Source organism: Blautia sp. RTP21359st1_E11_RTP21359_211015, from assembly GCF_040910705.1.
Lineage (GTDB): Bacteria > Bacillota > Clostridia > Lachnospirales > Lachnospiraceae > Blautia_A > Blautia_A fusiformis.
Genome location: NZ_JBDGAB010000019.1, coordinates 23,792 through 47,593, shown reverse-complemented (window position 1 = coordinate 47,593; position 23,802 = coordinate 23,792). Strand labels below are relative to the sequence as shown.

At 39.7% G+C, this 23,802-nt stretch carries 12 protein-coding genes and 1 pseudogene; 12 read left to right on the top strand and 1 reads right to left on the bottom strand.

The window, feature by feature from the left end; all coding sequences use genetic code 11:
* The first annotated feature begins 107 nt into the window (after window positions 1–107).
* From AB5026_RS08745 to AB5026_RS08705, 9 genes are all read left to right on the top strand, one after another.
* Window positions 108–1,025 (top strand): hypothetical protein, encoded by a 918-nt coding sequence (locus tag AB5026_RS08745; protein WP_368213144.1) that lies wholly within the window; start codon window positions 108–110, stop codon window positions 1,023–1,025.
* 1,270 nt (window positions 1,026–2,295) lie between these two features.
* Window positions 2,296–4,560, top strand: coding sequence for a hypothetical protein (locus AB5026_RS08740; protein ID WP_368213142.1), 2,265 nt, complete (start codon window positions 2,296–2,298; stop codon window positions 4,558–4,560).
* Between the two features lie 202 nt (window positions 4,561–4,762).
* Window positions 4,763–6,898, top strand: coding sequence for a BspA family leucine-rich repeat surface protein (locus AB5026_RS08735; protein WP_368213141.1), 2,136 nt, complete (start codon window positions 4,763–4,765; stop codon window positions 6,896–6,898).
* A 493-nt stretch (window positions 6,899–7,391) separates the two neighbouring features.
* Window positions 7,392–12,338 carry a collagen binding domain-containing protein gene (locus AB5026_RS08730; RefSeq protein WP_368213140.1) on the top strand — a complete coding sequence of 1,649 codons (4,947 nt, stop codon included), beginning with the start codon at window positions 7,392–7,394 and terminating at the stop codon, window positions 12,336–12,338.
* A 503-nt stretch (window positions 12,339–12,841) separates the two neighbouring features.
* Window positions 12,842–15,052, top strand: a complete 2,211-nt coding sequence (locus tag AB5026_RS08725; RefSeq protein ID WP_368213139.1) for a DUF5979 domain-containing protein — start codon at window positions 12,842–12,844, stop codon at window positions 15,050–15,052.
* A 710-nt stretch (window positions 15,053–15,762) separates the two neighbouring features.
* A complete protein-coding gene (locus AB5026_RS08720; RefSeq protein WP_368213138.1) occupies window positions 15,763–17,055 on the top strand; it encodes a hypothetical protein in 1,293 nt (430 codons plus the stop codon).
* A 338-nt stretch (window positions 17,056–17,393) separates the two neighbouring features.
* Complete coding sequence (lepB, locus tag AB5026_RS08715) at window positions 17,394–17,966, top strand: signal peptidase I (protein WP_368213137.1); 573 nt, start codon at window positions 17,394–17,396, stop codon at window positions 17,964–17,966.
* Window positions 17,966–18,685, top strand: a complete 720-nt coding sequence (srtB, locus tag AB5026_RS08710) for a class B sortase (protein WP_368213135.1) — start codon at window positions 17,966–17,968, stop codon at window positions 18,683–18,685. The genes lepB and srtB overlap by 1 nt, the downstream gene beginning before the upstream one ends.
* A gap of 65 nt (window positions 18,686–18,750) precedes the next feature.
* Window positions 18,751–19,377, top strand: coding sequence for an FctA domain-containing protein (locus AB5026_RS08705; RefSeq protein WP_368213134.1), 627 nt, complete (start codon window positions 18,751–18,753; stop codon window positions 19,375–19,377).
* A gap of 370 nt (window positions 19,378–19,747) precedes the next feature.
* Here the strand turns inward: AB5026_RS08705 and AB5026_RS08700 are convergent, their stop codons facing one another.
* A complete protein-coding gene (locus AB5026_RS08700) occupies window positions 19,748–21,223 on the bottom strand; it encodes a hypothetical protein (protein WP_368213133.1) in 1,476 nt (491 codons plus the stop codon).
* A 125-nt stretch (window positions 21,224–21,348) separates the two neighbouring features.
* Between AB5026_RS08700 and AB5026_RS08695 the strand changes: the two genes are divergently transcribed.
* From AB5026_RS08695 to AB5026_RS08685, 3 genes and pseudogenes are all read left to right on the top strand, one after another.
* On the top strand, window positions 21,349–21,936 hold the full coding sequence (locus AB5026_RS08695; protein WP_368213132.1) for a hypothetical protein: 588 nt from the start codon (window positions 21,349–21,351) through the stop codon (window positions 21,934–21,936).
* Between the two features lie 15 nt (window positions 21,937–21,951).
* Complete coding sequence (locus tag AB5026_RS08690) at window positions 21,952–22,452, top strand: hypothetical protein (RefSeq protein ID WP_368213130.1); 501 nt, start codon at window positions 21,952–21,954, stop codon at window positions 22,450–22,452.
* Window positions 22,453–22,619: 167 nt separating this feature from the next.
* Window positions 22,620–23,726, top strand: a pseudogene (locus AB5026_RS08685) (LAGLIDADG family homing endonuclease); the annotation flags it as partial.
* Window positions 23,727–23,802: the final 76 nt, after the last annotated feature.

The window sequence follows — 23,802 nt, the reverse complement described above, 5'->3', positions numbered from 1 at the left end:
TTGTCAAAACAAGATGTATACGGGCGATTTTTTTTGTCGCTCGTTTTTTTGTTTCTAAAAAATCAGCATATTATTTGCATCTAAATAGAAAAGAAAGGAGAAAAAATATGTATAAAATAAATCCTCCAAAAATTCATTTGTCAACAGTGCTTGGATACGATGTTGAGGGAAAGAGGTATATAGTCAAGGACGAAAAGATATTTGACACAGAAAGGGAGCTGGTATGCTTTCTTGCAAGGTACAATCGTCCAGTATGTAATTTTGAGGGGGAGCCTATAGCAGGCAGATATAATAATAAATATATGGACAACCAGGCGTTAAATGGTCTCATGAGAAAAGACCTTTACGATTCGACGTACGATGAAATAATGTATACCATGTACCACTATCCTATTTCACGTCTTCATTACAAAAGTATTAACGGAGAACGGGAAGTCCCCGGCCAACAAAAAGTCGTCCGCGGGTCAAATATTCCGGTTTTAACTTCGCACGTGGGTCAGAATCCCCGTTCGAAGTCTGGTTACGAGCCGGAACGGCGAGTTATCAATGATGAATGGAAAATCAATAACTATCTTTTTTGGCTAGATACATCAGGGCAGCCAAACTATGACGTTAGAAATCTTCGCGATAAAGTCAATGCTGAATATATTAGGCAGTCTGAGATAAAAACAGACATGCAATATTATTATAAAATGCAAGCAGAAAGAAGACACAAAGAAAAACAGGGCCGGAGCCAGCACAAATGCTACCCATGGCGAGATGACGCAAGATATATTCAGCGTGCTCGCGCTGCGTACGCCATGGAGGCTGAAGAAGAATATAGAAGATTTGTGAAGGCAAAGGATAAATCTTTTAAAAGTATCTGGCCGGATGAAGAATTTAACGGATACCACTCTACTGGATGGAAAGATAACTCTGGGAACCGCTATAGACATCAGTGGGAAGCAAAAGCAAGAAGAAATTATCGAATAGCGCGTAAAACCGCGGCCAATCTAAATATGCATCGCTTAGATTTACATATTTAGTTGTCCGTCGGATGTAAGCGTAAAGAATTAAAAAATATTTTTTTCTTTTTTTCGTCAAAAACTATATTTTTTCGGCATACTATATATGTAACAAGATAAGAACAATCTTGTACTTGGCATTTGCCAGAATAAAACTTAAAAACATATGCCGTTGTATACAAAAGACCTTGTATGTGTAAAATGTTTAAGGCCGTGTACCCGATAGAAAAGACGGGGAGGTGTCAGCAACAGCAAAAATTGTTGCATAGTATATTTTTTAAAGGTAATCCCCGTAACAGGGGATAGAGGGATAGTGTTAGTCCTGCGAGGCGCTTTCCGGCCTCGCGAAGAAGCCGCGGTCATTGGAGTGAAACGGAATCTGGTAACGACTCCGGCAAAGCCGGGGAGTTATCAACCTCTGGTTGCCCGTCGGTCAATCACGAAAAGATAAAGAGAAACAAAGGCATAACGATGTTCAGCGGAAAGAAAAGAGAGTCCCAAAAAAGGAGAAAGACAAAAGAGGAACTGCTTGCAGAGTTGGATATGCTGAGAGAAGAATTCGGATGCTGAGAAAGTATTTTCTCAACACGGAGTGTGCGGTGTTTTTCCTCAACACGGAGTGCGCAGTACTTTTCTCACCGTGAGAAAAGCGCTGCGGTGAGAAAAACACTGCGGTGAGAAATCATCGATGGACGGAGAAACCGACGCCCATGCTTGCCGTCGGGGGTGGATTGCTGTAAGTAATCAGTTGCTAAAGTGTACGGGGAGCCGGAAATCCCGACCGCGCTCTGCACTCAGCCTTACGGCTTCGCTTGTCAGCCTCTACGAGGTACTACACTCCGACTTCGTCGTCGCTTGTCAGCCTTTACGAGGCTTTGCGCACGCGAGCATAGCTCGCGGTATCATTGCCACAAGAACTTTTTCTCACGGTGAGAAAAACCTAACACACAAAAACTTCAGCCGTCTGCGTACTGCAGGCGGCTTTCTAATTCGAAAAAAATAATAAAAAAAATACGTAAAAAACAATCCATTGTAATTTTTTTTAACATATTAAATATACAGAAACTTGAAATGCCGGTCTGGCATTCCAAGTCAAGAACAAAATGACGTTGCGGCTCGGCCTTCGATATACGAAGAAAAAACATCTCGCAGAAAAGAAAGTCAATCTTCCTGAAATCCCTAAGTATTTCAGATGTTTCTGATATTTCTGGTGTTTCCGTGACGCAGCCGTTCCTGGCTGCTTTTTTTTGCGGCTCAAAACATACATCTAAAACAAAAAGGAGAAAAAAATATGAATAAAACAATTATGAAAAAATATTATGAAATGCAGGGTAAAGTAATCCTTCCGGAGCAGAAAGATAATGATAACCTGAGCCTCGCAGCAACTGTTGCTGCAAATTTCATTTCCATTGGATTTCCTCTTACAACAGAACAGCTGCGCGCACTTGCAAAAGCAGATGCTGAGGATATCAAGGATTTTTATGAAGACAATTTTGCCATGCTGTCAGAAGTAATCGGAGCAGGTAAACAGCCGAAGCCGTTTTATCCGGATTTTCCTGAAGGATGTATGGAAAGAAGTCATGCGGAATACTTTATCGACCAGGTTATTTATGGTTTATCCGGACTGCAGCTGGAGCCAAAAGAATATATGAAAGAAAAGAAGTCCTATCCATTCATCGGGCAGCCTATGAGAAGAGTTCTTATGACTGGAAGCCGAGAAGACCTTGACGCTACTTTTGAAATGGCAGTGAAATCAGTAATCGCATACTCAAAAGAACAGCGTGAGTTTATCATGGAGTATGTAAAAGAGAATCCGGGAAAAATTAATGCCCTGATTGATAATGCTGCAACAAAGAACCGCGAGAATGCTGTTGCCTGTGCAATGATGGTGGAGGAACTTTCCGAAAATTCACTGCATACCGCTAAGTTTATGAAACAGCCGGCAGACCTGCTGAGGTATGCGGCGTTTAAATCACTGCAGAGAATTGGTGCAGCACGTGACCCATATGGAGCAATTGCGCTTAAAGATACAAAAGAGGATATGCCTGATTTTGCGCTTGGAAGAACAGGAAGGCGTTTTGTGATGGATAACCTGGCGGAAATGGACAGAGGAAGTGGAGAAAAACTTTCTAACTTCATGCATGGACATGACGAAGAATGGAGCCGACTGTTTAAGCGTCTTCATATCTCAGACCCAGCATGGAAGGCTGCAAAATACGATAATGTAAAGCAGGCAATTATCATCATCCAGAGCGGAATGAAGATTGACCGTCCGGCGAGAAGACTGGAAGAGGCCGTTAAAGCCGGGAATGTTGAACTCGCAGTAAAGGAATCTGCGAAAATGCCAGGTGAGTTCATGCGTCGCTTTGACAAGCTGTATCGTATGGGTATTGAGCAGGGTAAGGAGCAGGTTGTTCTTGACGCAATGAAAAGAGTTTCAGCAAAAGCCGGGATTGCAACTGTAACCGGAGCAATCGGTAATATTGAGATGCGAGACCATGACGAAGAAGAACGCTTCTTTAAGGGAAAGACCGGAAAAGTGGTAAGAAGCGTTAATAAAAACCGAAAAGGCTTTACAGCAGAACAGATTGAAGAGGCCGTTAATATCGCGATGAAAGGAATGTCGGAAAAATTTGTCGGCAAAAAGCCGATGGGTAAAGTGTTTATGAGTGATGCAATCGCTACCGTAAAAATCCCGACAGATATTCGTGATAATTCAGGAGCGGTGGGAGGCATGACCTCCGGCTCCAAGATGCCGATTGCAGAGAATTGGAATAAAATGCGATTCTTCACCAGTTGGACAAACCTTATGGAAGGCGATGATAACGAGGGTTACCATGATGGCAACCGAGTTGACATTGACCTGACAGTTGCGTTCTGCGATAAAAACATGAATGTTGTGGAATTCTGTGGCTGGAACGGTTCAAAACATGGAGATGGATTCGTTTACTCTGGTGATGTCCAGGATGGAGGACCCGCTGACGGTGAAGGACGTGCTGAGTTCATCGATGTGGATATTGATAAGCTGAAAGAACGCGGAATCGTTTATCTTGTGCCACAGGTCAACAGCTATACAAACCAGAAATTTTCAGAACAGCCGCACACCTGTTTTGGTGTTATGAAAAGAACGGATAAGGACATGGGGAAAAAATATGAACCGGCAACAGTCGTAAACCGGTTTGTCCTTGATATAGAAGCAAAACAAGCGTCTATGTACATCATTGATATCTCTAATCGCGAGATTCTGTGGCTCAATGAAAAAGCACAGGAGAATGTAGCATCAAGGGGATTATATGGAATACTTAACCAGGTTGGACGCGTTTCCAGCTCGAAGACAATGTCTTTGAACAGGCTGGTTGAAGCAAACGTAATGTCAAACGGAGAGTTTACAAAGAACCCTCAGGATGCAGACATCATCTTCGTTAGAGCAGATGAAATGCAGGAAATCAAGGATAAATATAATATTCCAGATGCAGATGATAGAAAATTTATTCTGTCCAGCAATATGGAATATATTACCGGATATCTGATGCAGGAGAGGGAACGGAGCGCCTGAAGTAAGACCCGAGGATATTAACGAGGAATGGGAAACCCACGGTCGACCAAAAGTCGTCCGCGGGTCAAATGTTCCGTTAACTTCGCACGCGGGTCTAAATCCACGTTCGAAGTCAGGTAACGAACCCGGCAGATGCACAATGTATTTCTCACGGTGAGAAATGCATTGCAAGTATGCAATATGTGTCATATATGTATCATATATGACAAAGGAGATGATTCTTACGAAGAAAAAAAAAGCACAAAAAATAATTATCGACGGGCAGAAAAACCGTGACCAGGCTTGCCGTCAGGGAGGGGGTGCTGAAGGCAGCCCGACCCTGAACAATCAGTTGTCTGTCGGTCTTAAGGTAAATGGACGCGTGCATCGTCTGGTACGCGCGAGCGTAGCTCGCGGTATCATAGTGTTTTTATTTTTGTTTTTAGTGATTTACCTGTTACAGGCAGACACTTACGTTTATGCAAAAAACAACAATAAATCAATGGAGAATGTGGAGTCCACGGTCGAGGATATCGCCCACGGGTCAAAGAAGAAGGGAGAAGTCCCCGAGAACCTTAGTTTGAGGTCCGGTAGCGAGACCGGCAGAGCCAGCGAAATATCAACTAGTGATAGAGAATCGGAAACAGATGAAGACTTAGTGTATAATTTTAAAAATTCGAAAAAAGATGGAACCATTACATTTATAAAAAAGTGGAAAGACAATAAATCAAATAATGACAGGCCGGTTCCGGATATTGAAATAAGTACGAAAAAACCTTCCAAAAACACAAAAGGATATACCGTAACATTTTACGGAAATGGATTAAAATTCGCTGATGGTACTGATACAAATGAAATGGTATTTAATAGTAGTAAGGAAATTGTGAGCGGTCAATATAAGATTCCAGGTTCAACTTATGTTTTTTGGTACGCAGAACCTAGCTGTAAAAATGAAGTCAAGATGTCAAAGGATGGAGTCCCCAACATAGAATTGACTGGTGACATAAATTTATATGCAAAAGCCATTACTTTTACATTAAAACCAGGGCCTGATTTCAATAAGTTAATTTCTGATGATGTGAAGGAAATAATATTTACTGACGAGGAGATGCCGAAAAATGTAGACAAGTCAAACATAATCGATGTGGATACTGATGGAGATAAGGGTGTTGTCGCATGGAAGGAAAAAACTACCATGAAAGTATCTTCACAAATTGAGGGCGTAAATATCAATTTTAACAGCGATTCTGGAATTATGTTTGCTGATAAAACGAGCCTTTCAGCTATAAGTTTTAATAATATCGACACGTCGTCTACTACAACAATGAGTTTTATGTTCAGTGGGTGCAAGAATCTGATTTCTCTAGATTTAAAAGCATTTGATACATCTAAAGTTAGCGGTATGTCCGGAATGTTTAATGAATGTAATAATTTGACTGTATTGAATATATCAAATTTTGATACTTCTAATGTGGTTTTGGCGAATTCAATGTTTAAAAATTGCAGTAGCCTGACCAAACTGGATGTATCTAATTTTGTTACTGCAAATATGACAAATATGAACGATATGTTTAATGGATGCAAAAAAATAGTTACATTAGATGTTTCTGGATTTAATACATCTAAAGTAATTGGTATGGGATATATGTTCTTTAACTGTACTGCGTTAACTACATTGGATGTTTCTAATTTTGATACAAGCAACGTTACAACATTTGTCGGTATGTACTCGGGTTGTTCGAACGTTTCCGAGTTAGATGTCTCACGTTTTAACACTTCAAAGGCAACAGACCTAGGTCAAATGTTCTATAATTGTAGAAAAGTAACAAAATTAGACGTTTCCAATTTTGATACATCTAAAGCAACAACATTAAATCATATGTTCTGTGGATGCTCTAGGCTTTCCAGTTTGGATGTTTCAAACTTCAATACATCAAATGCAAAATATATGCAATACATGTTCAATGGTTGTAGCGGATTGACGGAGATAAATGTATCATCTTTTGATACAAAGAAGGCTATAAACATGGAGCTGATGTTCTATGGATGCCAAAGAATAAAAACGTTAGATTTATCCTCATTTGAAACGCCCAACGTTACAAATCTATGCAACATGTTTAATATGTGCTACTCACTGACTAGATTGGATATATCCAATATAAATAGTTCTAAAGTAACAAACATGAACTGGATGTTTTCGAATCTGAATAACCTGAAGTCTTTATCGCTTGGCGAAAATTTCTCATTCATCGGAACAGCGTATGGTTTAAGTGGAACATGGAGAAATTCAAACGGGGAAGAATTTGATGCCATGGCAATGCCAAATAGTGTAGCTGATACTTATACAAGAATAGTTTAAAAAGAAAAAGCAGACAAGTATTTTTTTGTCTGCTTTTTTCTGTACCAAAATATGTTTTTTTTGGCATATTAACGGAGAACGGGAAATCCCCAGCCGACAAAAAATCGTTCGCGGGTCAAATGTTCTGGTTTTAATTTCGCACGTGGGTCTGAATCCCCGTTCGTGCGCTTCGCTCAGCCTTTCGGCTTCGCTTGCCGCACTTCGTGCTGGTAACGAGCGCGAAGCGCGAGTTATCAAAAGTGAAGAATGGGAGCTTTTTTTATTAGCCCATCATCGATGGACTGGGAAAACGCGGCCATGCTTGCCGTCAGGGGAGGCTTGCTACAAGCAGTCCGGCCCCGAACAGTCTGAACTGTTCGTCGGAAATGATAGTTATGAACGTGTACAGGGAGAGCAGACACACTGTCCACGTCAGATGCACACGCGAGCGTAGCTCGCGGTATCATACAGATATTTTTTACAAATTCGAAATAATCAAAAGGGAGTGAAAAAAGTGAAGAGAAATAGAGTTGTAGCAATGCTGATGGCTGGAATCATGGCTATATCGCAGCCTGTTTCTATATATGCCAGCGAAGATAATATAAATGAAATTCAAACACAGACGGAGGACGATTCTGGTGGCTCGATAAATGAAGAAAGCCAGGAAATAAGTGATGCATTGCAGGAACCTGAAATATCCAATGAATTTGAGGCTGAGCAAAAGCAAGAGGATTCAACGATACAGCAGGAGGCGCAAAATGAGGAGCCTGGTAATGAAAGCACTGAAGACCAAGGAGACTTCTCTGTTGAAGATTTTTCAGATGGAGACCAGAAAAGTAATGATATTGCTTATCCGAGCGATGAAAATACAACAAAGGAGTTAGATTGGTCTGGATGCTTGACTGGGTTTGATAATTCAAATATAAAAATTTTCATTTCATGCGAGGATGGAACAGATATGGAAAAAGACGATATATTATCTGTCACTGATATGAATGAAAAAGAATTGGAAAAAATAGCAAGCAAAATTAACGAACAATTAGTTGATTCTAGCGTTTCTACAATATCGGCTTTTGATATAAAACGTATGGATGCAAATAATACAGAGAAAGAGAACAACAAATCTTATCGAATAACAGTATTAGCAAATGATGTCAGCAAAATAAAAGAAGCGCATTTATATCATCAAATAGAAGATGGCAGCATGGAAGAACTAACGTTTACATTTGGTAGTACAGAAAAAGGAGAGCAAAAGATAGAGTTTGTTTCCTCTGGTGGACTAGGTGTATTTAGTTTTGTTAATGTAGAAAAACATTCCTCGAGCGAAAGTCAAGACGGGGTTGAACCCACTGATTCTGATAAGGAAATTAACAATGATATGGCAGCAGAAGAAGAGAATAAAGAAAATGATATAAGTGAAAGCAAAAATACGACCCCGGACTTAAATGTTGACAAAAGCCAAGGTAAAGAGGAAAACGAAGAGAACAGCGATGAGAAGAGCGATAATGGAAACGATAATAAAAACGATGATGAAAGCAAAACAACAGCCAAAGCAGATACGGAAATAAAGGAAGATAAAGATGAGGCTGTAACACCGGTAAGTATTGATGAGTTTCATGTTTCGTTTGTAAGCGGTGCGAATAGCATAGATGGAAAAAATGTATGGAACCCATCAGACCCTGTTTCCGGCCATGCGTTCATTTATCGTGTAGATTATACGATGTCTGGAGTTTTTTCTACGGATATTGGCGCATTCAAGATTGAATTGCCTTTACATATATTGAAGGATAAAGACGGAAATTGGGCTGATACTTTTAATTGCCCTTACAGAATAAGAACAGATAATATGGGGGATGATGCCCCGGACTTTGTATATGAAGTAGATGAGGAAAGTAATAAAGTTACAATATATAATTATAAGCCATATCCAACGGGAGAAGCCGGATATGTTGAAGTGTCTTACGAAACAGCTAAAAATACAGTAAGTTATATAGACATGGGTAGTTCTACAAAGGTAAAGGCTAAAGTTTATGCAACAAATGCAGCGTCAACGGTAACGGCTGAGTCGGAAGCAAACGAAGTATATATAGATACTCATGCAACTATTGCTTATACACAGAAGAAAAAGCCTAAATTATATAAAACCTGGGATAGCACTTGGGGGGAAGAACCATCTGATTCTAAAGAGTATTATTATCTGGTGTGGCCAATAAGGTCATATATAAACAAGAATACATCATCGTATGATTTTTATTTAAATGACACAATTGCAGATATGGGGAGTGAGGTTGTAGGATATAGGTTTTCAGGAGAATCTGGATTCAGCAAGAAGAATCATACAGATAATATCCTAAGTTATGGAGACCGATATGATTATGTTTTAACAAGATACAGCAAAAAGAAGGCTGATGAAGTAACCAAATCAAATAAAAGGTATGACATACATAATGATATCGAAGCGGTAGTAAGTCCATCTGACCATGTGGATGAAGATACTAACGCATTATCTTCTTATGATTGGTACTATGAAGCACCTGTATACATAGGAAAAAAAGGAGAGTTTTGGGCAGAAAAATATGGAATATATGGTGAATACAACAGAGTTGAAAGTTCAGAGGATATTTCAAATTACACACTTGGCGAATTTGAATCGGGTGAAAATGATACTTTATCATATCTGAAGTATCATGCCATTGGTGATGGCTCGCCGTATACATTCTCTCTGGCAGATGGAGCTACAGGCACAGTGGAAGATGCCTTAAACGGGTTGTATTGGAAGAAAAATGTTGATTATAATCTTATAGATGATGGTATCTATATAGAAGGAACCAAATTAAATGATGATGATTATGACATTGCACAGGCTGAACTAAATCCTGTAGTGAAAGAAGCAGATTTTGATGAAACCACGTATACATTCAAATCACGTAAAAAAACAACTGGATTTACGGAAGAAAATAATATTACTGTTATGATAAGAACTTCAACGGGAGGTTGGAAGGAGGCTGCGGTATATAACTTAAACAGCAAGAAATATGAAAATATTAATATTGCGTATGTAAAAAAAGCGAACAAAAGGATACTGCAATTCAATGCAGGAGTTAAAGCCTTACAATATAAATGTTCACAGTCATATTACTACACGGAACTAAATATTTACCCCGAAATATCTTTATTCAGGACGGAGCATATACAGGAGATATTAAAGAATAATCCAGAAAAAATTGCGGTTTCAAACGAAATTAATTTTGCAGTTTCACAAAACAAAAAAACGATTTTGGACAGAACAACAAGGGGAACAGACTATGTGCAAAAAGTAACAAGAGAATCAGAGATAAAAAAAGATGTTATAAAAACTCAAAATATAAAAAAAGAGGCGAGGTTTGAAGTTACTTGGAACGCACATTTCAAAGAGAAATATATAGATGACAATGGAATTCGCTATATTTACCAAAATAATGGTAAATTTTATGATTTACTCCCATTGGGATGTGATTTTGACACAGAATCCTTAGTGGTTTCAGAATCAGGGATTGCTATGACAAATGGTGAATACCAATACAGTCTAAAAGAAAATTACAAAAACACCGGAAGAACTCTCTTGACAGTTGATATATTTATTCCGACAAAGAATGAATATACAATACAATACAATACTTCTCACGACTATAACTCTATCAATGATTATGGAAGGAGCCTGCTAAATTCAATCGTATATGAATCAGGCAACGATAAGATAGGAGAAGGTCTTCCGGACAATGGAGGAAATATAACAGATAAGGATATCTTGAAAGACATTGACCCTGATACAAATGCAAAGAAATTCGCTTATGCAGAAGCCAGGTATGAAGTTAATTTTCCGGTTGCTGCTGTTACTGGCCTAAAAAAACAGATTAAAAACTCTGTATCTAGAAAGTATTCTTATGATGAAGTGATACATAAAAACGAAAAATATAGTTATAAAATAAGGCTCACAAATGATTCTATAACGAAAGCAAAAGATATTGTGTTTTTTGATTCGCTGGAAAATTTTTATCAAAACCAAGGACAAAATGCTCCGACGATATCATCAGACTGGAAAGGTACACTGAGGGGAGTTGATGTGTCACAGATGGCTTACAAAGGCGCTGCACCTGTGATTTATCTTTCAAAAGTGAGTGGGTTAAATCCTCAGGACCATAACGATTTAAAAGAAAAGGATAGTAACGGAAATTCGATATGGTTAGAATACGAAAAATTTTCTAAAGAATACGGATTAGAAAAAGCAACTGCGATTGCTATTGATGCGACAAGAAATGAAGATGGCTCAGAATTTATGTTAGACGAAAAAGAATCAATATCGGCCATTATTTATATGCAGGCCCCATCGGAAGATAAAAGTAATAAACAGGACCCAATTGCTTATAACAATATTTTCGTGCAAAGAACTGCAATAAAGGAAATTGGAAATGAAATTACAGAAATTCCTCAGTTTTACCATCAGGATTACACGCAGGCTCACTACCGCATATCCAGTGACATAGGATTTAAAAAAGTAGACGCAACAGAAACAACAGTTGGAATCAAAGGAATAACGTATAAATTAACTGGTACGTCAGATTATGGAACAGTTTACAACGAAGAGAGAGTTTCTGACAAGAATGGTCAAATGATGTTTTCTAACATTGAAAAGGGCAAATACGAGATAAGTGAAATAAAATGTTCTGATGATTGGCAATTAAATAAAGAAGCCTATGTGATTACAGTGAACGGGAAAGGCGAAGTTGAAATCAATGGATTGAATGTGAATGATGAAGGTTTGTACATTCTTCAGGATGAGCCAAGATACCATGCTGATGTAACTTTTCAAAAAATCAATAATGTAACGGGTGGGGCCGTTGAAGGAGTGGTTTTTAAATTATCGGGGACTTCTGAGTATGACAGTGAATATACGCTTTATGTAAAGTCAAATAAGATTGGACGAGTTTCATTTAAAAACATTGAGCTTGGTACATACGAATTAAAGGAAGTTGAAGCTCCAGATGGTTACATAAAAAGCAAAAAGACATTTACGGTAAAGGTTGATGAAGCAGGCAAAGCAACGATTTATGATGGAGACAAAGAACTGAGTGTGAATGGTAATGGGTATTATCAGATTGAAAATGAACCGTATCATACTATTAGATTCTTAAAAAGTAGCACATATGGTGACAACATTTATCTTGAAGGAGCAGAGTTTAGCCTTACTGGAATCTCAGATTATGGCACTAGCGTAAATCAAACAGCAACATCTGGAAAAGCAGAAGATGGTGGACTGGTTGTATTTAGCAATCTTGAGCCAGGAACTTATACATTAAGGGAAACAAAAGCACCATCCGGACATTACCTTGATGGAAAACCATATAAAGTAGTGATAAAAAAGGATGGTACCTTTACGATTGACGGATTAGACAAAATTAATTTTGGAAAATCCAAAAAATGATGGAAGGTGAAAAAATGATAAAAAAGAAAAGTAATATACAGCCAGGGAAAAATTCCCTGGCAAAATTTAAAAAACAACAAATTTTTTATTTACCGATGCTATTATTTGGAATCATTCTATTTATAATGTCTGTTAGCCGTGTTTATGCAGCAGATAATGCGGTATATTCCACAGTTGGAGGAACGTGGGAAAAGGTTAGTGATACAACTTGGACCATGGACAAAGACGGAGACGGAAACACAGATGTGACACTTGTAAAAGACGGAGATGAATGGAAGTATATCTTCAATGTTGCTGATGACTCGGCGATGTACTATGGATGGGAAACTGATATTCCAGACGGATATGAGGTTGAAAATGGTTATGGAACGAAGGAGAATCCGGCTATCAGTAGCCAGTATGCGCATACATCAAATATTGACAAAGATGGAGTACAGGATGGAGTCTATGAAGGTGGCGTAGATGAGACGAAAGTGTATACTGTTCCTGGCGCGTCGTATGTTATGGCGTCAGGAAAATATGACCTGGCAGATGGCGATTTTTTAGTGTTATGGCATGGCAATCATCCGGAATATACGGCTGTAAAGGATTGTGAAAAAGGAAAAAAACTGTCTGGCAAAGGAAGTATTTTTGATACATCATTTGATAATGACACTATAACAGTTGGTTTTCATTCAGAAAAAACCGGTAAAAAAGGCTACGGATACTATGCTACAATAAAAGGAAATACAAACACGGAAGGCTTGAGGGCAACAAACACGTCTACAGAAGAAACTCCATTAGACACAGGAAATATAAGGCTGACAAAAAAAGTAGAAGATAAATATGGAAACAGTATTGATACGGATGAAGTGTTTAAATTTAATATTGAATTTATAACTGAAGATGAGGAAATAAAAAAGGCACTGAGCGGAACAAAGGTTTATGGTGATGTTACTTTAACAGATGGCAAAGGGTCGTTTTACATGTCGAAAGACCAATCTGTGTACATTAGTGGTGTTCCCACAAAGAATGATAAAGATGGAAAATCATTGGTCAGGTTTAAGATATCGGAAGAAAGCGTTTCTGATAAATATAGCTGTGTATATTCCGGAGACATCGATTCGCAGGGAGAGAATGATTTTTATGCAAATAATACCTATTTAGTTTATGCAACAAACATTAAAATTGCAGAACCAGCACAAAAAACACAAAATTTAGTTATAAAAAAACAGGTCAAAAAAAGCAACAGGCAGGATTCGTTTAGGTTTTTTGCATCTTTCGAAAACCTAAATAGCGGAACGGAATATAAATATAAGAAGGGTGAAGAAGAAAAAAGCTTCAAAGCAGGTGAAGATGGAACTGCAGATATAACATTTGACCTTTCCGATAAGGAAGAAATGGTCTTTGAAAACCTGCCTGTAAATTGCGTTTATCAAATAACAGAAGACGCAAGTGACTATTATGCATCATATGAAATCTCAGATGCCGTAAATGTGGTGCAGCAGAAACAGGACAACGCTCAGGCTAATCAGCCTTTATCAACTGGAAAAGAAACGGTTGATGCGGATGAAAATGCTACAGTGACATTTACCAATACTGGAAAAGAAGAGTCAGAACCGGAAGCAGAAACAACAAAAATAGCTGTAAAAAAGATATGGGATGATAACGATAATTCTGCAGGAAGACGCCCAGATAGTATTACGGTATATCTGATGCAGAATGAAAATGTAATGAAGAATATTACTTTAAATGGAGATAATGGATGGCATGCGGAGTTTGATAATCTTGATGTATACCAAGAAGACGGAAAGACAAAATATACGTATTCTGTTCAGGAAGAAAAAGTTGATGGCTATATTTCAAAAGTTGCAGAAAATACTGCTGAAGAAAACGGCGAAAGCATAAAACTTTTCACTGTTACAAATACTGCAGTGTCAACCGGGGCGATTAAGGTCACAAAAACAGTTGAAGGTGATAAGGCTGAGGCAGGCAAGGCATTTAAATTTAACATCACCCTCCAGAAAGATGGCCAGCCGGTGACAGGTGTTTACAATCTTGACAGCAAAGCCGGAACAAAGACCGGAACAATCGTATTTGACGAAAACGGAAAGGCTTCGTTTGAATTAAAACATAACGAATCAATCGTAATCTCAGGTCTTCCAATCGGTGCTTCATATGAAATCGCAGAGAACCCATATAAGTACTATACCGCATCAGATGAAGGTAAATATTCCGGAGTAATCCCTGAGGGAACTGCAGAAGTCAATGTGGTAAATACGCATAAAGAAATGTACAGCATCTCTGTTACTAAAACAGTCAAAGGAAACCAGGGAGACAAAACGAAAGAATTTGATTTTGTCCTGAAACTTACGGCAGGAGATGGAATTGACCTTCCGGCAGCGGTAGAATACAAAAAAGGAAAAGAAAACGGAAAAATAGATTTAACAAATAGCGAGGCAGAGTTCAAACTTGCACACGGAGAAGAAATCACATTTAAAGACCTTCCGGCGGGTATTGGCTATGAGGTAACAGAAAGTGGTGCCGAAAATGACGGATATACCGTCAGCAGCGAAAATGCTTCAGGTGTGGTTAAGGCAGATGTGAATGTTTCTTTTGTAAATACGAAAAATGTTGGAATCCCAACGTCATCCATGACCAATACGATTGTGATGCTACTTATTGTATGCATTGCAGTTTGCGGTGTGGTGTATGGTGCAAGGAAGAGGAGATAAGAAAAATATGAAGACGTGGCTATGTAATGGCTGCGTCTTTTTTTTGTGTTGCCAAGCGCCTAAGTACGCTCCATCGCTTCGCAAAAGAAAATAAAAAATTTTTCAAAAAAACGTCACACTCTTGGAATTATTTTGCATATTAATTGTAGAGCATACAAACAGAACGTAAGAGGCATTTAAGAAATAAGTGGGAATTCTCGGATATTTAATTGCCGAGATGAACCTGCCGAGCTACGGAGTCACGCTTACAGACGTGACATAATATGCCACCCGAATAGGCAGGAAAGGAGAGAGCATGCGGGCTCAAAGCCTGTGTCTTTAGACTGTCTTCTTCGGAAGCCTGTTTCTTTAGATGCGGGTAGTTCACATGTAGAGCAAAAAAAAGGAGCTAAAAGCAAACAAGAAAATGCTCAACGGAGAACGGGGAATCCCCGGCCGACCAAAAGTCGTCCGCGGGTCAAAGGCTCCGGTTTTAACTTCGCACGCGGGTCTGCATCCCCGTTCGAAGTCAGGTTACGAGTCCGGCTTTGCTGGCGAGTTATCAAAACCTAAAAGGAGAAAAGCACTCCGCAAAAAAAGACGGCAAAAAAAATAAAACCAAATCAGTCGTCAGTCGCCAGAGCGAAAGCTGTCCAGCTGGTGGCATGTAATTTCATATGGAAAGGTCAAAGGCCCCAAAAATATAATAAAGAAAAAGGAGAGAAAAACATATGAATAAGAATAGAAAGATTAGACACATTTTACCAAAGGTAGGTATGACAGCACTTATGGCTGCTACCGCATTCGCAGGCATGGGAACTCCGGTTTTCGCTGCAGCAGGTACAAACTATGGTACAACAATTGAAGGAACAAAGACAACTACATTCGATAAATTCCTGCTTATGGACAGTCAGGCAAACGTGCCGAATGCTACATTCTCTTATGCAGTAACAGCAGGTAATGCAAAAGCTTACGATGTTGCTGGAAAGAAATTCCAGGTTCTCGCTGGTGTTGATGCAGACAAAATCACAATGGCAGGTGTTGGTGAAGGCGCAGAAGCAAATAAAATCGTGTTCAAGCAGGGCGATGGCTCCGATACACACGACACAACAAAAGATAATTATGTAAAAGACCTTGCAGCTGGAAAGAAATATGCACTGAAAACTGCTACACTTGACTTTTCTAAAGTACAGTTTACAGAACCAGGTGTTTACCGTTATGTTATCACAGAGTCCGGTACAAACCAGGCTATCACAAATGACGCTGACCTTACAAGAGTCCTTGATGTGTATGTAAACGATGCTTCTACAGATACAGATGGCGCACTTACAAAGAAACTGACAATCGCAGGATATGTCCTTCATTCTAATGAGAACGACGAGCCAGATGTTGCAGCAGGTGCAGATTTCGGTTCCGCAGGTGCTTATGTAGCAACAAAATCCCAGGGCTTCACAAACAGCTATGATACATCTGACCTGACACTGAGAAAACAGGTTACTGGTAACCAGGCTTCCCGTGATAAGTACTTCGAGTTTACTCTGAATATTGACAAGGCTCAGCCGAATACAAAATACGATGTTGTTATTGATGATGCAGATGCTACATCTAAAGCAAATGCTGCTACAATTGATGCAAATGCTGGACAGGCTAACGTTACATCTATCACAACAGACGGTGCTGGTAAAGCAACACAGAAATTCTATCTGCAGCATGGCCAGCAGATTACAGTCCAGGGTCTTGCAAAAGATACAACATACGCTGTAACAGAGAATACAGAAGATTACAAATCCACAGCAAATACAGCAGCCGCTCCGGTTGTAGATGTTAAAGCAGATACAATCTCCGCAGAAGTTAACGGAACAATTGCTTCCAAAGACCTTACAACTGGTTACCTGAATACACGTGATGGTGTTATCCCAACTGGTGTTATTATGGCTGTCGCTCCGTTCGCAGTCGTAACTATTCTTGGTGGTGCCGGCGTTGTAACTATGGTAATGAAGAAAAACAAGAAAGAGGATGAGTAATCCGTTCTGATTGAGTTTTTCAGCGGCACCACTCGGTGCAACCGGCTCAGTCACACGCGAGTTTTGCTCGCGGTGACTTGGCTGTCGCTCCGTTCGCAGTCGTTACACTCCTTGGTGGTGCCGGTATTGTGACTACGGCGCTTCCAAAGAAGCGTCGGGCGCTGACGGATTTTCCGTCAGACGCTGGTAATGAAAAAGAATAAGAAAGAAGAGGAATAATCTTTTCTGATTAATTTTAACTTTACGGCTCCGGCGAGCCTTCGTCTCGCCTCTACAGCCAACGCATCTGCCCGCGGGAAACTGTCGGCAGGCAATCTAAGAATGTTTTAAGAAAGGCGGTGTCAAAAATTCCAAAAAAAGAACCCAAAAAAGACGAAAAAGTAACCCCGGAAAACGAAAAAAGCGAAGCTAAAAAAAAGAAGAAGAAGCGGTTACATCCGTTAATAAAACTTCTTATAAAAATAGCAGTTCTTGGCGTGATTATTTTTTTAGTCCTTACATATGTTCTTGGATTTTATCGGATGACAGGAAATAATATGTTTCCTTTTGTAAAAGATGGGGATTTATGCATCGTCTATAAACTTGATGAGTATACAACTGGTGATGTCGTGGCGTATAAAAACAAAAACGGCAAAACCAAGATTGGAAGGATTGTTGCAGTCGGAGGTCAGGAGGTTAATTTCCCAAAAGATGGCGGATATACGGTTGATGGCTATCAGCCGGCAGAAGAAATCACTTATCAGACATTTGGTGCTGATGGAGTAAAGTATCCGACTGAAGTTGGAAAGAATGAGTTCTTTGTTATGAACGATTTCCGTTCTGATACGGATGACAGCCGCCAAATTGGCAGCATTAAGGAATCCAAGATATACGGAAAACTCTTATTCCTTATAAGAAGGAGAGGCTTCTGATGGTAAGAAAGATAATCCGGTTTATTGACAATATGATTGATAAGACTGTTTTTCTTGTTTGCCTGGTCTTGTTCCTGCTCGGGTCTTATGGACTTTACGACAGTTATATGGTATATCAGCAGGCGACAGACGACAGTATCTTGAAGTATAAGCCGGGATATGAGACCGATGACGCAACAAATAAAAAAATAAAAGAAAATATGGTGGCCTGGCTGACCGTTGATAACACAAATATTGATTATCCGGTCATGCAGGGTAAAGATAACAATGAATATCTAAACAAAGACCCATTCGGTGATTACTCTTTATCAGGAAGTATCTTCCTTGACAGTAGAAATAACCCGGATTTTGATGATTATTATTCGTTGGTGTATGGACACCATATGGAACAGGGTATGATGTTCGGAGCACTTGATGATTATCTTAAAGAAGGCTATCTTGATTCACACAGCAGCGGAACCCTCACGGTTGGTGAGAAAAAATATAAACTTCGTTTTTTCGCAGTGCTCGAATGTGAGGCAACGGAACCTGCAATATTTGCCCCAACAGAAAATGATGATGAAACTTTGGACTACATCAAGCAGCATGCGCTATTTCTGGACGATAGCAACCTGCCAAAAGAAAATGAAAAACTTCTTGGATTATCTACATGTAAATACCCTGATACAGTTGAAAGAACATTGATTTTTGGCGCTATGGTGCCAGAAAAAAGAAAATAAGAAGCCAAAAGGCAAGGCGTCCTGTGAAAGACCAGGGCGCCTTTTTTAAAGGAGGAGATAAAAGGATGAGAAAATATATCTTGCCGTTGATTTTTGCGTCTATGTGTGTGATGACGACTCCGGTCTATGCAGCAGAGCCAGTTGATGCAATCGTACCGGTATCATGCACTGCAGAAGGTAGCACGGAAAGTTTTGCCGTATCGATTCAAGGAGATAGCGGGTTTAAGGCTTCTCCGGAAAGATTAGAACTAAAAAATGGAGAGAGCAAAGACTTTACCATATCCATCAACCTCCCTGGAGATTATAAATATAAAATCTATCAGGAAAAAGGAACAGAAAAGAATACAGAATATGACAGTAATATATATTATGCAGAGGTTTTTGTCACGGAAGGTGAAGATGGGAAGTTAAACGCAGATACGGTTGTTTTTACAAACGGAAGCAGCGAGAAGTCAGCGGAATGTGAATTTATAAACAAAATCACAAAAGAGACAGAACAAAAAGGAAATGGGAATCCAAGCGGTGGTTCATCATCAAATGGAGGTTTAGCAACGCAGAAAGGTAGTAGCTCTGACGCACCAACGGTAAAAACTGGTGTTGAAACAAATGAACTCATGTATGTTGAAATTGGTCTGATTGGCATGGTTGTGGCAGCGATAGCCGTAAGAAAAAGAAATAAGAAAAGACGGTAAGGTGAGGGAAGGTGATAAAAATGAAGAAGCAAAAAGTAATAGCGATGCATCAAACAACAGTACTATTCGGTCCAAGACGCTGACAATATTCAAGAATCCATATATAAAGATTTGTATAACAACGCCAAAACTATGTCAGAAAGACCTGATGGATATCGCTACCATGATACCGCGAGCTACGCTCGTGTGTATAAAGCCCGCAAAGGATGACAAACGACGACGAAGTCGGGGTGTAGAACACGGGCAGGGTTTATATCAATATGCAGAATAAGTGTACAAAAACAACACAAAAAAAAGAAGCAAAAATGAATTCCGCTTCTTTTTTTGAACATCGATATTGAGGTGCCGTGAGCACATTCAACGTTCTTCGTTAAATATTCGAATCATCCCAATTATCACTGTCACTGTTAAATAAATCATCAAAAATATTTCCGCTGCCGCTATTGATATCCGGCAAATCGGAAGGCAACGGCTCTTCGGGCTCCATGACAATTCCAAAATCATCAGGCAGGTCAATATCCGGTTCTGCAGATTCTGTAAAATCCGGCTCTGAGAGCGGTTTCTCCTGTCCTGGATTTGCAACTGTATTATTGTTTTCCGTTTTTGCAGCAGATTGTGCTTCTGGATTTTGTGTATTCTTTTTCTGCTTTCTTCGGTCCTTTCTGGATTTTTTCTTTCCGTTTTTGTCAACGACAGTGGCGGTGGTAGTAACAGCGGAGGAACCCTTGACCTGTTCGTCTGTTTCTGACTGTTTTACCTCAGGCTGTTTTTCCTGTTGTGTCGGCTTTGAGCCCTTTTCCTCTTTATTTTGTGTAGATGTGTTTTTCTTATTGATTTTCGGGGTATCTGTTTTTGCCCGACCGGGTGAAGTTGCGTCGTTTTTTTCAGCTTTTTTGACGGATATTGATAACTCACCGGCTTTGCCGGTCTCGTTACCAGATTTCATCGATAGCTCGCCAGCGAAGCTGGACTCGTTGCCTGACTTCGAACGGGAATTCAGACCAGCGTTCTTCGTTGAAGTCTGAGGTTCATGAGTCTTTTCTTTAGGCGCATCCTCCGCGTCGACAACGGCTTTTGTTTGACTAAGTACAGTCGTTGTGGCTGCGGTTTTTCTTTCGGAAACCTGATTATCTTTTTCTTTTTTTTCGATTTTTTCTGGTTTCTTTATTTCTTTTAAAACGGGTTCGGGTCTGGGCTCTGTTTTTGGAAGTTCCTTTTCGGCTTCTTCTTTATTATTTAATACAAGCGGTGCCTGCTCCTGGCTTTTTGATTTTGCATCGGCTGGGACTGAATTGCCCATATTTTCAGGCTCCGTGCTGATTTGAGAAGATGGTTCTTCTTTCTCCGCGTTTGGTTCTTCGTCCGGGCTCTCTAAGCCTTCTGACGTTTTAGGCTTTGATGCCTCCGGGTAATAGTATCTAGCCAGCTGCGCTAGGTCAATCGGGCCAAAATACTCTTTGACTGCATCCTCTGCAGTCTGCGGGAAGACTGGTCCGTCCTGTATTGGGGAGTCTGGCTCACTTTCTGGATTGTCACCGCTATTTTCATCGCTGCGGTCTCTCGTAGTGTCTGACTCGCCGAGGTTGACAGCAGCAAATAGTTCGGCTGACGTTTTGTTCAGTTCTTCCTCTTTCTTAGCCAGTTCTTTTTCCAGGTTTTTTATTTTTGAATCCATGTTCTTCATTCTGTCTTCACGGATAAAAAAGTCGTGTACGTTTCGCTTTACCGTGTTTTTCAAAACTGAGAACATGGATGACGGTTTTGATGCTTGTTTTAGTTCTTTTTTTAGTTTTTGTATCTCTTCATTTTGTTTTTTGAGCAGTTCATCTTTATTTTCTGGCATCATGTGTCACCTTCTTTCTGGTTTTTTCTCTTTATGTTTAATATGCAAAACGGGCGGATTTTTTGACATAAAAAGGTTTTGGCATATTAAAAATGAAATTATCTTTACAAAGAAAGGTGGAAAAATATATGGGAACAATTGATAAAAAAGAAGCACATAAGGTTTTCGGCGAGGTCTGGAAGATGTTTAATACAGTCAGAAAGAATGATACCGATGACGGATGGAAAGCATGCATGGATGAGGCAAACAGGATTCATGCTGAATATCCATCTGAATTTTATAAAACGGTTGTCCTGGCTGTTGTCGCTGAAGCGGAGAGAGAGGCAAGATTGAATCCGTCTGACCGTCAGAAAGAGTATAAAAATGCTGGAACGGTTTTTCAGGCTGCGTGGAAGATGTTTGAGACGTTTGCTGATGATATAGAGTCATTTAAGACAAGCGGCATGAAAGCATTGAGTGATTTTAATACAAAATTCAGCGGAAAATTTGCGGAGAAGATGGGCAGTGCTGTTTATGAAGCACTCTGCAGGGCAGCAAATGGCAAGGGCTCTTTCATGACAGATGCTTTTTCGTTTTATCAGGAATTCCAGGATGGAATTTCTGACAAGTCAGAAGCAGATGCATATAAAAAAGCGGAAAACATCATCAACGTACATCCGGAACACATGCTGCAGATGATGCATCTGTATGCAGACCTTCGGGCGGCTGCACGATAGAAAGGAGTTTTTTTTATGAAAGATGACAAGACTTTATATGGAGAGTCTGACCTTTTTGAGATGATTGATGCTTCAGAGGAAAGGAATACAAAAGGCGTTAATATCTCTGCGGCACTTGAAGCAAAAGCAGTCAAGGAAGAAGAGATAAAAAAATCGGCAAAAGAACTGGAACCGTTTAGTTCTGAAGAGTTGGAAGGGTATACAATGCCCGGTAACGATTTATCCCGCATACAGATTGTCTGTGGCAGGATATCGGAAATCACGGTAGAAGATGGACAGGCGGTAATCACTGTTGAGGCTCGTGAGGGGTCTGGCTCTGCAGTAATACGCGCAAAAAAAGAAGATGTGCTAGATAAGGCAAAGACCATGCAGAAGGGCGACCCGGTCACGGCAGTACTTGACGGCGAAATGGAATGTGTCAATTTAAGATTCGGGCCAATCTATGGCCAGGTATGTATCAGGCTCAGAAAAAAGACTAACAAAAAAGTCGGCCTGAACTGCGTTGTTTCTATGTAAGTAAAGATTGCAAAAAGGAATCTGGCGAAAGTCAGGTTCTTTTTTTTGTGTGCAAAAAAGAAAAATAAAAAATTTCGCTAAAAACGAAAAAACTTTTCAAATTCCGGCATATTGTATCTGACTTGGAAACGAACTTAAAAAAATGCGAAAAGGAGATTTTGAAAAGAATGTCAGAAATTAAGAGATTAAGAAAAATGGCAGATAAAATATATGCAAAGATGGAAAACATGCAGCGCCTGACAGACAGTGAGCTGAAAGGCAAAACAGACGAGTTTAAATTGAGGCTGAAAAACGGCGAAACCGTGGACCAGATTATGCCTGATGCGTATGCAGCAGTGGGAGAGGCGGCTTACCGAAGCATTGGTTTAAGACCGTACAAAGTGCAGATTATGGGTGCAATTGCGCTGAATGAGGGGAAGATTGCGGAAATGAAGACTGGAGAAGGAAAGAGCTGTTCATTAGATACGCCAATTCCGACCCCAGAAGGCTGGAAAACGGCTGGCGATATTAAGGTTGGAGATGTAATGTTTGGAAGAAACGGAAAACCAACGAAAGTACTTGGAGTATATCCACAGGGAAAGAAACAGATTTATGAAGTGCATCTCTCCGATGGCCGTATGGTAGAAGTGGCTGATGAACATTTATGGAGTGTATATCAGGCTGGAAGAAAAGGACTAAAGACTTTAAATACAGTAGATATGTACAATGAAGGATTACGAAAAGGAAAGGCTTATAGGTTTAGACTTCCGATGAATGATGCAGTAGAATATGCTGACGCTACGCTACCAGTAGACCCATATATGCTTGGGGCTTTCCTTGGAAATGGTTGTAAAGATTCTCAACATACTCTTGGCTTATCAAGTGGAAACGAATTTGTTCCAAATGAAATAGCTAGAATCATTGAATGTAAAACACGAAAAAGAAAAAGCGCGCATACTTGGTATTTTTATAAAGAAGATGACAATTCAAGGTTTTTAAGTAAAACATTTCCAGATGAATATGATTTACTATTGACACAGACAAAATGCGGAGATAAATATATCCCGGATATCTACAAAACTGCATCCATTGAACAGCGCTGGGCGTTGCTTCAGGGATTATTTGATACAGATGGTTGCATTGAAGACAAAGACCGTTTTCACCTTACATATTCAACCACATCAGCAAAACTTCGTGATGATATCTGCGAAGTGATTTATTCCCTTGGTATGTCATGTTCCTGGTGGTTGTCAAGAAAGGCCGGCATCAGAACTGCAAAATCAGACCAGTATACAATCAACGTTAATGTTGATAATGATATGAAGAAGAAATTCTTCCGTTATCCATTTAAACTGGAACGCGCGCTGATGG

Excerpts from the sequence above, each read along its gene's own strand:
- AB5026_RS08735 (WP_368213141.1), top strand. The coding sequence starts at position 4,763 with ATGACAAAGGAGATGATTCTTACGAAGAAAAAAAAAGCACAAAAAATA.
- AB5026_RS08690 (WP_368213130.1), top strand. The coding sequence starts at position 21,952 with ATGAAAGATGACAAGACTTTATATGGAGAGTCTGACCTTTTTGAGATG.
- AB5026_RS08740 (WP_368213142.1), top strand. The coding sequence starts at position 2,296 with ATGAATAAAACAATTATGAAAAAATATTATGAAATGCAGGGTAAAGTA.
- AB5026_RS08695 (WP_368213132.1), top strand. The coding sequence starts at position 21,349 with ATGGGAACAATTGATAAAAAAGAAGCACATAAGGTTTTCGGCGAGGTC.
- srtB (WP_368213135.1), top strand. The coding sequence starts at position 17,966 with ATGGTAAGAAAGATAATCCGGTTTATTGACAATATGATTGATAAGACT.
- AB5026_RS08725 (WP_368213139.1), top strand. The coding sequence starts at position 12,842 with ATGGCGTCAGGAAAATATGACCTGGCAGATGGCGATTTTTTAGTGTTA.
- AB5026_RS08720 (WP_368213138.1), top strand. The coding sequence starts at position 15,763 with ATGAATAAGAATAGAAAGATTAGACACATTTTACCAAAGGTAGGTATG.
- AB5026_RS08705 (WP_368213134.1), top strand. The coding sequence starts at position 18,751 with ATGAGAAAATATATCTTGCCGTTGATTTTTGCGTCTATGTGTGTGATG.
- AB5026_RS08700 (WP_368213133.1), bottom strand. The coding sequence starts at position 21,223 with ATGATGCCAGAAAATAAAGATGAACTGCTCAAAAAACAAAATGAAGAG.
- AB5026_RS08745 (WP_368213144.1), top strand. The coding sequence starts at position 108 with ATGTATAAAATAAATCCTCCAAAAATTCATTTGTCAACAGTGCTTGGA.